We start from the raw sequence: 12,164 nt of genomic DNA, 5'->3' as shown, positions 1-12,164 counted from the left end.
CGGAACATCCGGTCCGCCGCAAAGACAAAGCTACAGGCACAAGCCACCAAAGGAAGCCAAGATGAGTGCAGTTCTAGACCATCACGATCACGCGCATGACGACCACGACCATGCCCCGACGGGCTGGCGTCGCTGGGTGTTCGCGACCAACCACAAGGACATCGGCACGCTCTACCTGCTGTTCAGCTTCACGATGCTGATGTTCGGTGGCGTGCTGGCGCTGGGCATCCGGGCCGAACTGTTCCAGCCCGGCCTGCAACTGGTCAACCCCGAGCTGTTCAACCAGTTGACGACCATGCATGGCCTGATCATGGTGTTCGGTGCCATCATGCCGGCCTTTGTCGGTTTTGCGAACTGGATGATTCCGCTGCAGATCGGCGCGGCCGACATGGCGTTCGCCCGCATGAACAATTTCAGCTTCTGGCTGCTGATTCCTGCCGGCCTGATGATCGCGGGCTCCTTCTTCATGCCCGGTGGCGCTCCGGCGGGCGGCTGGACGCTGTATGCGCCGCTTTCGCTGCAAATGGGCCCGTCCATGGATGCCGGTATCTTTGCGCTGCACATTCTCGGCGCTTCGTCCATCATGGGTTCGATCAACATCATCGTGACCATTCTGAACATGCGCGCACCCGGCATGACGCTGATGAAGATGCCGATGTTCTGCTGGACCTGGCTGATCACTGCCTACCTGCTGATCGCCGTGATGCCCGTGCTGGCCGGCGCCATCACCATGACGCTGACTGATCGCCATTTCGGCACCAGCTTCTTCAACCCCGCCGGCGGCGGTGATCCGGTGATGTTCCAGCACATCTTCTGGTTCTTCGGCCACCCCGAGGTCTACATCATGATCTTGCCGGCCTTCGGCATTATCAGCCAGATCATTCCGGCGTTTGCCCGCAAGCGCCTGTTCGGCTACGCCTCCATGGTGTACGCCACCGGTTCCATCGCCATCCTGAGTTTTGTCGTGTGGGCGCACCACATGTTCACCACCGGCATGCCGGTGACCGGCCAGCTGTTTTTCATGTACTCGACCATGTTGATTGCCGTGCCGACCGGCGTGAAAATCTTCAACTGGATCGCGACGATGTGGAAGGGCTCCATGACCTTCGAGACACCGATGCTGTTTGCCGTCGGCTTCATCTTCGTCTTCACCATGGGCGGCTTCACCGGCCTGATCCTGGCGGTCGCGCCGATCGACATCCAGGTGCAGGACACCTACTACGTGGTGGCCCACTTCCACTACGTTCTCGTGGCCGGCTCGCTGTATGCGCTGTTTGCCGGGTACTACTACTGGTCGCCCAAGTGGACCGGCGTGATGTACAACGAAAAGCGCGGCAAGATCCACTTCTGGTGGTCGCTGATTTCCTTCAACGTGACCTTCTTCCCGATGCACTTCCTGGGCCTGGCCGGCATGCCGCGCCGTTACGCTGATTACCCGATGCAGTTTGCAGACTTCAACGCGATTGCCAGCGTGGGTGCCTTCTTCTTCGGCTTTGCACAGGTTTATTTCTTCTTCTTCGTGGTCCTGCCCACCATGCGCGGCAAGGGTGAAAAAGCATCCCAGCGTCCCTGGAACGATCCGGACGGCGCAGGCGCTGAAGGCCTCGAGTGGGAAGTGGCATCGCCCGCACCCTTCCACACCTTTGAGACACCGCCCCGCCTGGACGCCACAGCGACCAAGGTGATCGGCTACTGATCCGTTCGAAGAAACAACCCGCGCCATGACACCTGAACAGAAAAAGAACAACTTGCGGCTGGGGCTGATCTTCGCCTCGATCGCGGTGGTGTTTTTCCTCGGCTTCATGGCCAAGCTGGTCTTTTTCGGCAAAGGCTGACGCATGGGCCTGAAGCGAGAAAATTTCAGGATGGTGGGCAAGCTGGGCGTGATTGTGCTTGGCATGTTTGCCTTCGGTTATGCGCTGGTGCCGATTTACAAGGCCATCTGCGAGATGACCGGCATCAACATTCTGGCGCTGGGCGACCGGCAGATTCCTGGCGCAACGTCAAACTTGTCGGCCAACACGCAGGTCGATACCAGCCGCAGCATCACGGTCGAGTTTGATGCGAACGCACGCGGTCCCTGGATGTTCAAGCCGGCGCAGCGCTCGCTGCAGGTGCATCCGGGCGAATTGATGACGGTGATGTACGAGTTCCAGAATGTTCAGAACCGCACGATGTCGGCACAGGCCATCCCGAGCTACGCGCCAGTGCAGGCCGGCGCACACTTCAACAAGCTCGAATGTTTCTGCTTCAGTCAGTACACGCTGGCGCCGGGCGAGAAAAAGCAGTGGCCGGTGGTGTTTGTGATTGACCCCAAGTTGTCCAAAGACGTGACCACCATCACGCTGTCGTACACATTTTTTGAAGTCGGCGGAAAAACCCCGGCCGCGCCGGCAGGCCCGGTTGCCGCGGTGGATCTGGCGCGACCCGCGCGTGAGCCCGGCGCATGACCACGCCGCCCACACAGCGCAAGGGTTCCATCTGGCGCACGATCAAGGCCGTGAGCTGGTCGTTTGTCGGCCTGCGCACCCGGGGTGACTACGAGAAGGATGTGCAGCAGCTCAACCCGGTCCACATCGTTGTGGTGGGCTTGGTCGGGGTGCTTGTTTTTGTCGGTGGCCTGATTCTTCTGGCCACCTGGGTGGTGGGAAAATAGCCTGCAGGGTGCCCGCCGGGCCTTGATTATTGAATTTGAGAATTTAGCGAAACAGGAGTTGGAAATGTCTTCAGCAGCACATGCAGGAACCCCGTATTACTTCGTTCCGGCGCCTTCGGCTTACCCGGTGATGGCGGCCATCGGCCTGTTTTTCCTCTTTTTAGGCGCGGGGCAGTGGATCAACGGCTCGGGTTGGGGCGCGTACTCACTCGCGTTTGGACTGGCGTGGTGGCTGGGCGTGCTGTTTTTCTGGTTTCGTGCCGCGGTCAGCGAAAGCGAAGGCGGGCTTTACGGCCACAAGATCGACCTGTCCTACCGCTGGAGCATGAGCTGGTTCATTTTCTCGGAAGTGATGTTCTTCGGGGCTTTCTTCACGGCCCTGTGGTGGGCACGTGTGCACTCCGTGCCTGAGCTGGGTAGTCTGGAAAATGCCTTGCTCTGGCCCGATTTCAAGGCGGTCTGGCCCAGCATGGCTGCCGGCGTGACCGGTTCACCGGCCGACATCGTTGAACCCTTCACGACCATGGGCCCCTTCTGGCTGCCCACCATCAACACGGCCCTGCTGCTGAGCTCCGGTGTCACGCTGACCATCGCCCACCATGCGCTGCGTGAAAACCACCGCGGCAAGACGATTGCGTTCATGTGGATGACCGTGTTGCTCGGCATCATCTTCCTGTGTGTGCAGGGTTACGAGTACTTTCATGCTTACTCCGATCTGAACCTGAAACTCTCGTCCGGCGTGTACGGTTCGACCTTTTTCATGTTGACAGGCTTTCACGGTTTCCACGTGTTCGTCGGCATGCTGATGCTGCTGTTCATCACGCTTCGCCTGCAAAAAGGGCATTTCACGGCAGACCGCCATTTCGGTTTTGAAGGTGCGGCCTGGTACTGGCACTTTGTGGATGTGGTCTGGCTGGGCCTGTACATCCTCGTCTACTGGATGTGATGTGACGGCTGCTGCGAGCTTGTGATCCGTCGCTGCGGGGCCCGTCCGGAAATCCTCATGGACCTGAAGTCCACTCCGGTTTCCGGCCACCCGCGCCTCGGCTGACAAGCTCTCGCTACGCTGAATTGTGAGTGGAGGCCGCTGTTGCGGTCTTTTTTATTTGCCCGTCGCAATGCCGGTGGGCTGGATGTAGCCCATTTTCCAGGCGATCAGGATGCAGACAAACAGCACAATTGAAAAGCCGACGCGAAAGGCCAGCGCGCGTGCCATGTTGCCGCTTTTGGCCTTGCTGCCGCTGCCACCCTTCAACATGAAAAACAGTGCGGATCCGAGACTGGCGATGATGGCCAGAAATGCAATGGCGACGAGGTAATTCATGAACCGGATTATCCGCGCATGAGGCCACCCCTGCCGAGCGTCCGCTTTTGGGTTGTGACCCTGGCTGCCTTGCTGATGGCGGGCCTGACCTTTTCGCTGGGCCAGTGGCAATGGGATCGCGCCGCCGACAAGATTGCGCTGCAGGCTGCGATCGATGCCCAGAACAGGCTCCCTGCCCTGGATAACCGGGCATTGCTGGCGACCAGGGACATGGCGACGGTGTTGCACCGCCAGGCGCTGCTGCAGGGTGTCTGGCAGGAGGCACACACGGTGTACCTGGACAACCGTCCGATGGGCGGCAGGTCCGGTTTCTGGGTGGTGACGCCGCTGGCGCTGGAAGGCGGTCGGCCGTGGATCCTGGTGCAGCGCGGCTGGGTGCCGCGCGACTTCAATGACCGCACCCGCCTGCCTGCTGTGCCAACGCCGCCCGGACTGGTCAGCGTGGCTGGCCGCATGGCCCCGCCGCCGTCCAAGCTATATGAATTCGCTGGGGCGCCAAGCGGGCGCATCCGGCAAAATCTCGACGTCGCCGCCTTTGGCGCGGAAATCGGCGAATCCCTGATAGCCGTGTCGCTGCTCCAGACCGGCGCGGCCAGTGAGGGCCTGCTGCGCGACTGGCCGGCACCGACCCTGGGTGTCGACAAGCATTATGGTTATGCCTTCCAGTGGTTCGGCCTGTGCGCGCTGGTCGTGGGCCTGTATGTCTGGTTCCAGCTGATTTCCCCGCGCCGCAAAAAGCGGCACTTACCGCGTCCCCAACCCTGAACGGCGATTTTCAAAGTGCAACATCCACAGCCCGATCTTTCCCCGTCCCCAACAGGCCCGGCCGCGCCGGGCATTCAGGACCAGCCCCTGGGTCTGACCGTCCATGCCATGCCGCAGCTTGACGCAGCCACTGCCGCACGCGTGCCCGATACCCGGGCGGGGCGCTGGAAAATGCTGGCCGTCCTGCTGATCTGTGCCGCACCGGTGATTGCGTCCTACTTCACCTATTACGTGATCCGTCCGGAAGGCCGGCGCAACTATGGTGAGCTGATCGATCCGCAGCGTCCCTTGCCCGCGCTGGCTGCCGTGGCACCCGACGGCAGCCGCATCGAGCTGCCTGCGCTCAAGGGCCAGTGGCTGCTGCTCAGCGTGGCCGGCGGCGCCTGCGACACGACCTGTCAGCAGCATCTGTATTTCCAGCGCCAGCTGCGCGAATCCCTGGGCCGGGAAAAGGCCAGGCTGGACCGCGTCTGGCTGGTCAGCGATGACGCGGCTATTCCGGACACCCTGAAAACGGCGCTGCTCGGGTCCACCGTGCTGCGTGTCTCCGGCCTGGACCAGTGGCTGCAGGCCGCGCCCGGACAGCGTTTGCAGAACCACCTGTATGTGGTGGACCCGCTGGGCAACTGGATGATGCGTTTTCCGGCGAACATGGATGCGGCCGGCGCGGCGAAGGCCAAGCGTGACCTCGAACGCCTGCTGCGCGCCTCCAACTCCTGGGACAAGGAAGGCAGATCATGACCCCCACGCTTTTCACTTCGTGTAATGCGCTGCCCCCCGAGGGGGCCGCTGCGCCTGCGGGCCGGCGGAGCCGGACCCGCGGCCCCTGCTTGTCGAAGAGTTCAACGCCGCGTGTGTTTCGCGCTGTTTAAAGATGGACACCCCCGATCTCTACAACCTCAGCCCGGCGCTGCGGCTCATGGGCATGGGCCTCGTGCTGGCTTTGGGACCGCTGGCCTGGGTCTGGCTGCGCAACAAGAACCAGCCGATGGCGCGGCGACTGCGGGTGCTCACGCTGGTGACGCTGTTTCTGACCTTTGACCTGGTGCTGTTTGGTGCCTTCACGCGCCTGACTGACTCGGGTCTGGGTTGCCCCGACTGGCCGGGCTGTTACGGCCACGCCAGCCCGGTGGGGGCCCAGCACCCGATCAGTGTTGCACAGGCGGCCATGCCCAGCGGGCCGGTCACGCATGGCAAGGCCTGGATAGAAATGATTCACCGCTACCTCGCCACCGGGGTGGGGGTGCTGATCCTGACGCTGACCGTTTTCACTTGGCTAGAACGTCGTGCGCATAGTGGCTCCAGCCCAGCAGGGGCCGCGGAACCGGCTCTGCCGGGCCGCAGGCGCAGCGGCCCCTGCTCCCCGTGCGAGGGGCAGCGCACCGCCGAAGGTACGCGAAGCGACAAGCGTGGGGGCGCCATTTCTGCCTGGTGGCCGATGCTGACCTTGGTCTGGGTCTGCGTGCAGGGCGCTTTTGGCGCCTTGACCGTCACCATGAAACTGTTCCCGCTGATCGTCACTCTGCACCTGCTGGGCGGGCTGATCCTGCTGGCCCTGCTGCGCGCACAGGCTGTGCGTTACGCGCAGGCCCAGGGCGACGCCCCGCCGGTAGCCCTGCCTGCGGCCACGTGGCTGCTGCTGGCGGTAACCTTTGTCCTGTTGTGGGTCCAGATCGCGCTCGGTGGCTGGGTCAGCACCAACTACGCGGTGCTGGCCTGTACCGACTTTCCCGCCTGCCAGGGCAGCTTCTGGCCACAGATGGACTTCCGGGAAGGCTTCACGCTGTGGCGCGCGCTGGGTGCGGGGCTGGACGGTGACAACATCAGCTTTCAGGCGCTGACGGCGATTCACTATGTGCACCGGCTGACGGCCTATGTTGTTTTTGCGGCCCTGCTGTGGCTGGCCAGCCGCCTGCGGCACTTGCCTGCCATGCGTTCCCATGCCCTCTGGATCGGGGTGCTGGCGCTGTGGCAGTTTGCCACTGGCCTGAGCAACGTCGTGCTGGGCTGGCCGCTGGTGGCGGCGGTGTCACACACGGGCGGTGCGGCCGCCCTGGTGGTGGTGCTGACGGGCGCCATTTTTTCGAGCTACCGCACCCCTGAGTTGGCAAGTGCGTCAAAATTGAGGGCTTCCAGCCTATGAATCCCGCCGACTCCTCCGCCTCCGTGGCGGTCGCCCCTTTTGTGCCCTCCAGGTTTGCGCAGTTCTACGCGCTGACCAAGCCGCGCGTGGTGCAGCTCATCGTGTTCTGCGCGCTGATCGGCATGGTGCTGGCCGTCCCCGGCGTGCCCAGCTGGGCCGATGTGAGGCTGGCGCTGATCGCCTGCGCCGGCATCTGGCTGGTGGCTGGTGCGGCCGCGGCCTTCAACTGCCTGGTCGAGCAGCAGATCGATTCGAAGATGAAACGCACGGCCTGGCGCGCCACCGCGCAGGGGCAGATCAGCAACCCGCTGACCCTGGCTTTTTCAAGCGTGCTGTGCGCCATCGGTTCCGTGATTCTGTATGTCTGGGTCAACCCGCTGACGATGTGGCTGACCTTTGCGACCTTTGTCGGCTACGCGGTGGTCTACACGGTGATCCTGAAACCGCTGACGCCGCAGAACATCGTGATCGGCGGCGCCTCCGGCGCGATGCCGCCGGTGCTCGGCTGGGCCGCGATGACGGGCAATGTGGCGCCCGAGGCGCTGATCCTTTTCCTGATTATTTTCCTCTGGACGCCGCCGCACTTCTGGGCGCTGGCGCTGTACCGCGTGGAGGATTACCGCAAGTCCGGCCTGCCGATGCTGCCGGTCACCCACGGCAACGAGTTCACGCGCCTGCAGGTGTTTCTGTACACGCTGGTGCTGTTTGCGGCCTGCCTGATGCCCTTTGTCTTCCAGATGAGCGGCTGGCTTTACCTGGTGGTGGCGATTGGCCTGAGTGTCGGCTTCAGCTGGTACGGCTGGCGCCTGTGGCGCAATTACTCCGATGCCCTGGCGCGCAAGACCTTCCGTTTTTCACTGATCCACCTGTCTGCCCTGTTTGCAGCCCTGCTGCTGGACCATTACCTCGTATGAGCACCTTTCCCGCTTCTCCCGGCAAACGAAATACTATTAAATTGATAGCTGGAGGCGCTTTTCTGGCGGGCACTACTGGCCTTTTAGGCGCATGCTCCGGGGAAAAAAAGCCGCAGTTCACCAGCATCGACATCACTGGCGCCGACTATGCACGCGACTTTGCCCTGACCGACCACAACGGCCAGACGCGCAGCATCAAGGACTTCCAGGGCAAGGTGGTGGTTATCTTTTTTGGTTTCACCCAGTGCCCGGACGTGTGCCCGACCTCCATGGCCGAGCTCGCCGAGATCAAGAAGATGCTGGGTGCCGACGGCGAACGGCTGCAGGGCCTGTTCGTCTCGCTGGACCCCGAGCGCGACACGCAGCAGGTGCTCAAGGCCTACATGGGCAACTTTGACCCGACCTTCCTGGCGCTGCGCCCCGATCTCGACAAGCTGCCGCAGGTCGCCAAGGACTTCAAGATCTTCTACAAGAAGGTCGACGGCAAGACGCCCGGCAGCTACACGCTGGACCACTCGGCCGGCAGCTACATCTTCGATCCGCAGGGCCGGGTGCGCCTGTACAGCCGCTACGGCACCGGCGCGGCGCCGCTCGCTGCGGACATCCGCCTGCTGCTCCAGGGCAACTGAAGCGTTGCCCGGCATCCGGCACCCTGCCTGCAGAGGGGCAAAAAAAAGCCTGCAGACGATGGTCGAATGCAGGCTTTGGCAATCACCGCTCGCGCGGCGTTGCAGTCAAGGTGTCAGGCACGGTCAGGCATAAGCGGCCAGGACCTTTTTCATTTTTTTCATCGCCGCCACCTCAATCTGGCGAATGCGTTCGGCGCTGACCTTGTATTCAGCCGCCAGGTCATGCAGCGTCATGCCGCCCGAGCCGTCGTCGTTGACCTTGAGCCAGCGCTCCTCGACGATGCGGCGCGAACGGTCGTCCAGGCCTTCCAGCGCGGTGGCGATGCCGTCGCTGGCCAGATGGTCGCGCTGGCGCGACTCCATCAGCTGCGTCGGTTCCTGGGTGGCATCCGACAGGTAGGCAATCGGGCCGTACGCCTCTTCACCGTCGTCGCTGGGGCTTGGGTCCAGCAACACGTCGCCGCCGGACATGCGCTGCTCCATCTCAATGACTTCCTCGCGCTTGACGTTCAGCGTTTTGGCCATCGAATCAATCTGGCCTTCGGTCAGCGTGTCGCGGTGTGTTGCCACATCGGCGTCGTCCTTGAAACCCTGTTTCATCGAGCGCAGGTTGAAAAACAGCTTGCGCTGAGCCTTGGTCGTGGCGACCTTGACCATGCGCCAGTTTTTCAGGATGTACTCGTGCATCTCGGCCTTGATCCAGTGCAGCGCGTAGCTGACCAGGCGCACGCCCTGATCCGGGTCGAACCGTTTGACTGCCTTCATCAGGCCGATGTTGCCTTCCTGGATCAGGTCGGCGTGGGGCAGGCCATATCCGAGGTACTTGCGCGAAGTGGCCACCACCAGTCGCAGGTGCGACAGCACCAGCTTTCCGGCCGCGTCCAGATCGTTCTCGTCCTTCAGTTTCCGGGCAAATTCCTGCTCCTGCTCCAGCGTGAGCATGGGCAGGCGGTTCACCGCCGAAATGTAGGCATCCAGGTTGCCCAGCGGTGGCAGCAGCGACCACGGGTTGGCAGGCGCCAACTGGGTTGTCGCGGGGGCCACTTGAGGGGACAGAGCGTAGGACATAGGGCGAAACTCCTTTATAGAAGTAATATTAGCACTCTGTTGGATAGAGTGCTAAGCGATAGGTTCAATGGTTTTGATAGAGCAAGGCTAATAAGTAATAACCCTAGTTTGTGTCCCATTTTCCGCTTTAGTTCAACCGGTGTTGTAGGCCAAGGGGCAATGATGGCGGCGTCCAAAGGCCATGGTCTGAAGTGCGCGAAGGCGCCCTCCGGGTGGAAACAGGGCCAGGCGAGCAGGGGCCTGCAGCGCCGAATTCGAGGCATGAAATTGGCCGCCAGCCCAATACAGTCATGCGGTGGCAGCTATTGTTTGAATAGCAAAATGGAGACGGCACATGGCCCCCAAGGCGGCGGAAGCCGGTTCAGGCCCCGGGCGCGATCACCCTGACCAAGGGCGTATCGGCCAGCCAGGTCTGCAGGCGCTTGTGGCCGGTGCCGGCCGGGTTCAGGGCAGGCGCTTGTCGCCGCGAATCTCGCGCACTTCGACGTCCACCACGTCCGCCTCGCGCGCCGCGGCGGCGCCCGGCTTGGCCGCGCCCGGCCAGGCGGCCTGGGACGAGAAGCGCTGGAAACGGCCAAACACGACCGGTTTGGGCTTCTGGCCGGTGATCAGCGAGCGCAGCAGGCCCAGGGCCAGCAGGACGAGGCCGGCCAGCAACAGGCTCACCGCGAAGATGGCGGCGAAGGTCCACAGGACCAGGCGCAGGAGAAAGGACAGGACGCGGCTGAGGAAGCTGGGCACGTGAGGGTTTCCCGTAAGAGTCAGAACAGCTTATATGCGGGCAGATGCCGCCGCTTCAAGCCGGGTATGGCGGAGTAGAAGCTTCGCGCGAGCTACCAGCGGATGCCGAGCTTGCCGAACAGCTTGCTCAGAACGAACAGCGGGCCCACCCAGAGGTACTGGATGTCTTCGAAAAACGAAGGCTTTTTGCCTTCGAGCTTGTGGCCGACAAACTGCAACATCCAGGCGCCGACAAAAATCGCCAGCGACAGCGGCAGCACACGTTCACCCATGGCGTGCACCAGCGCCAGCAGGATGGCCGACCAGATCACCATGGTGCCCAGAAAAACCAGCGACAGCCGCAGGTAATAAACCATGCTGGCAGCGACAAAAAGATAGGCGACCCAGGGATGCAGCGCAAACATCATGCCAAGCAGGCTCAGCATGATGAGCGGGATCGCAATGAAGTGGATGAGTTCGTTTGTCGGGTTCTGGTGGCTTTCGCCGTAGTGGGCGAGCAGGCGGTCCACCTGGCGCGGACCTGTGGATGTATCGGACGTGTCGGGTGTGCTGCTGGGGTTCATGGGGCCTCCGGTGCTGCGGTCGAAAAACCGCCGGCTGGCAGTTCACTGTAAGGGATCCCCGCGGTTTGCGAAAGCAGGGGAATTACTGCATTTTTGCCAGCCGGTGCAGCTGTTCGTGCAGCGCATCGGGAATCGTCAGCCCCGACTGCCCGGCTTGCTGTTCCAGGGAAATTCTGCGCGCACCGGCCAGGCGCACACCGTCGTCCATCAGCATTTCCGTGATCAGCGTTTCCATGCGTTCGTAGTAGACGTCCTGGCCCGCCAGCGCGCCCGGGTTGATCACGACAAAGGCCTGGCCGAGGCGCGGCGCATTGCCCTCATCGACAAAAAACGAGGAAGCTTCAAAGCCGAACTGCGCACCGAGCAGGGCCGTGACCAACAGCTCGACGATCAGCGCCAGCATGGCGCCTTTGGGGCTGCTGGCAGCGCCCAGCGGCAGCATGGAGCCCGCCAGGCCGGCTTTCGGGTCGGTGGTGGGCTGCCCCTGGCTGTCCAGCGCCCAGCCCGGCGGGATGGCCTGGCCCTCGCGGGCCGCCACCATCAGCTTGCCGCGGGCGACTTCGCTGAGGGACAGGTCGATCATCAGCGGGTCGGCGCTGCGCCGGGGGAACACCGCTGCCACGGGGTTGGTGCCGAAGATGGCGTGTTTGCCGCCGGCCGCTGGCATGGCGGCCGGCGAGTTGGCAAAAGCCAGCCCGACCAGGCCGGCGTCTGCCACTGCGCGCAGATGATCGACCAGCACACCGCAGTGGTGGCTGTTGGTCACGCCGGCGAAGCCCACACCCAGCGTGCGTGCGGTCGCGATGGCTGTGGCGACGGCCAGATCACAGGCCGGAAAGGCCAGGCCCTGGCCGGCATCGACCAGCACGGCCGCCCCCTGGTGCCGCGTCACCCTGGCCACGGCGCTGCCGTCAGCCCGGCCGTTGCGCAGGTGGGTCACGTACTGCGCCACGCGGATCAGGCCATGCGAGGCCAGGCCTTGCGCCTCGGCACGCACCAGCGCTTTCGCGGTGCTGGCCGCCATGGCCTGCCCCGCACCGGCATGGCGCAGCGCCTCTAAGGCAAGGCGGGTGGCTTCTTCGATGGACAGGTGGGCCATGGTTTCAGGTTCTTTCCGCTGACGGGCAGCGATGGAGACCGGCCGCCGCCGGGCTCAGCCTCTCAGGCCAGCAGGGCCTGCGAAAATTCCCGGGCGTTGAAGGTTTCGAGGTCTTCGAGTTTTTCGCCGACGCCGATGAAATAAACCGGCACGGGCCGCAGGCCGGGCGAGGCCTTGGCGCGCTCCCCCGACCACAGCGCAATGGCGGCCAGCACGCCGCCTTTGGCCGTGCCGTCGAGTTTGGTCACGATCAGGCCGGTCA

The 12,164-nt window shown here is 63.0% G+C and carries 15 protein-coding genes and 1 pseudogene; 10 read left to right on the top strand and 6 right to left on the bottom strand.

Features of this window, described 5'->3' with window-relative positions; translation table 11 throughout:
* Positions 1 to 61: 61 nt before the first annotated feature.
* The 5 genes from ctaD to PSV40_RS12365 all read left to right on the top strand — a co-directional run bounded on the left by ctaD (position 62) and on the right by PSV40_RS12365 (position 3,602).
* A complete protein-coding gene (gene ctaD, locus PSV40_RS12385; protein WP_300537889.1) occupies positions 62 to 1,696 on the top strand; it encodes a cytochrome c oxidase subunit I in 1,635 nt (544 codons plus the stop codon).
* A gap of 25 nt (positions 1,697 to 1,721) precedes the next feature.
* Positions 1,722 to 1,835 carry a cytochrome oxidase small assembly protein gene (locus tag PSV40_RS12380; protein WP_293594946.1) on the top strand — a complete coding sequence of 38 codons (114 nt, stop codon included), beginning with the start codon at positions 1,722 to 1,724 and terminating at the stop codon, positions 1,833 to 1,835.
* A gap of 3 nt (positions 1,836 to 1,838) precedes the next feature.
* On the top strand, positions 1,839 to 2,450 hold the full coding sequence (locus PSV40_RS12375) for a cytochrome c oxidase assembly protein (RefSeq protein WP_300537886.1): 612 nt from the start codon (positions 1,839 to 1,841) through the stop codon (positions 2,448 to 2,450).
* Positions 2,447 to 2,656: a DUF2970 domain-containing protein gene (locus PSV40_RS12370; protein ID WP_300537883.1), complete on the top strand. Its 210-nt coding sequence runs from the start codon at positions 2,447 to 2,449 to the stop codon at positions 2,654 to 2,656. The genes PSV40_RS12375 and PSV40_RS12370 overlap by 4 nt, the downstream gene beginning before the upstream one ends.
* Positions 2,657 to 2,720: 64 nt before the next feature.
* The gene (locus PSV40_RS12365; protein WP_300537881.1) at positions 2,721 to 3,602 is read left to right on the top strand and encodes a cytochrome c oxidase subunit 3; all 882 of its coding nucleotides are present in this window, start codon (positions 2,721 to 2,723) and stop codon (positions 3,600 to 3,602) included.
* A gap of 156 nt (positions 3,603 to 3,758) precedes the next feature.
* Here PSV40_RS12365 and PSV40_RS12360 read toward each other — a convergent pair whose 3' ends face one another.
* The gene (locus PSV40_RS12360) at positions 3,759 to 3,980 is read right to left on the bottom strand and encodes a twin transmembrane helix small protein (protein ID WP_300537878.1); all 222 of its coding nucleotides are present in this window, start codon (positions 3,978 to 3,980) and stop codon (positions 3,759 to 3,761) included.
* A gap of 18 nt (positions 3,981 to 3,998) precedes the next feature.
* On the opposite strand from PSV40_RS12360, the gene PSV40_RS12355 reads away from it, so the two are divergent.
* From PSV40_RS12355 to PSV40_RS12335, 5 genes are all read left to right on the top strand, one after another.
* The gene (locus PSV40_RS12355; protein WP_300537875.1) at positions 3,999 to 4,745 is read left to right on the top strand and encodes an SURF1 family protein; all 747 of its coding nucleotides are present in this window, start codon (positions 3,999 to 4,001) and stop codon (positions 4,743 to 4,745) included.
* A gap of 108 nt (positions 4,746 to 4,853) precedes the next feature.
* Positions 4,854 to 5,486, top strand: coding sequence for a hypothetical protein (locus PSV40_RS12350; protein ID WP_300537872.1), 633 nt, complete (start codon positions 4,854 to 4,856; stop codon positions 5,484 to 5,486).
* 133 nt (positions 5,487 to 5,619) lie between these two features.
* Entirely contained in the window at positions 5,620 to 6,888 is a 1,269-nt protein-coding gene (locus PSV40_RS12345) for a heme A synthase (protein WP_300537869.1), read from the top strand.
* A complete protein-coding gene (gene cyoE / locus PSV40_RS12340) occupies positions 6,885 to 7,802 on the top strand; it encodes a heme o synthase (protein WP_300537866.1) in 918 nt (305 codons plus the stop codon). The genes PSV40_RS12345 and cyoE overlap by 4 nt, the downstream gene beginning before the upstream one ends.
* Positions 7,799 to 8,431 carry an SCO family protein gene (locus PSV40_RS12335; protein WP_300537863.1) on the top strand — a complete coding sequence of 211 codons (633 nt, stop codon included), beginning with the start codon at positions 7,799 to 7,801 and terminating at the stop codon, positions 8,429 to 8,431. The genes cyoE and PSV40_RS12335 overlap by 4 nt, the downstream gene beginning before the upstream one ends.
* 123 nt (positions 8,432 to 8,554) lie before the next feature.
* Here the strand turns inward: PSV40_RS12335 and rpoH are convergent, their stop codons facing one another.
* From rpoH to PSV40_RS12310, 5 genes and pseudogenes are all read right to left on the bottom strand, one after another.
* On the bottom strand, positions 8,555 to 9,499 hold the full coding sequence (gene rpoH / locus PSV40_RS12330) for an RNA polymerase sigma factor RpoH (RefSeq protein ID WP_096695423.1): 945 nt from the start codon (positions 9,497 to 9,499) through the stop codon (positions 8,555 to 8,557).
* 444 nt (positions 9,500 to 9,943) lie between these two features.
* Complete coding sequence (locus PSV40_RS12325) at positions 9,944 to 10,240, bottom strand: hypothetical protein (RefSeq protein WP_300537860.1); 297 nt, start codon at positions 10,238 to 10,240, stop codon at positions 9,944 to 9,946.
* A gap of 92 nt (positions 10,241 to 10,332) precedes the next feature.
* Complete coding sequence (locus PSV40_RS12320) at positions 10,333 to 10,803, bottom strand: Mpo1-like protein (RefSeq protein WP_300537858.1); 471 nt, start codon at positions 10,801 to 10,803, stop codon at positions 10,333 to 10,335.
* Between the two features lie 82 nt (positions 10,804 to 10,885).
* The gene (locus tag PSV40_RS12315; protein WP_300537856.1) at positions 10,886 to 11,902 is read right to left on the bottom strand and encodes an Ldh family oxidoreductase; all 1,017 of its coding nucleotides are present in this window, start codon (positions 11,900 to 11,902) and stop codon (positions 10,886 to 10,888) included.
* A gap of 62 nt (positions 11,903 to 11,964) precedes the next feature.
* Positions 11,965 to 12,164 (bottom strand): annotated as a pseudogene (locus PSV40_RS12310) (signal recognition particle-docking protein FtsY); the annotation flags it as partial.

Origin of the sequence: Polaromonas sp., from assembly GCF_029945925.1 — a bacterium.
GTDB lineage: Bacteria > Pseudomonadota > Gammaproteobacteria > Burkholderiales > Burkholderiaceae_C > Polaromonas.
The sequence above is the reverse complement of the archived record's forward strand: the minus strand, read 5'-3'. Positions and strand labels throughout refer to the sequence as shown.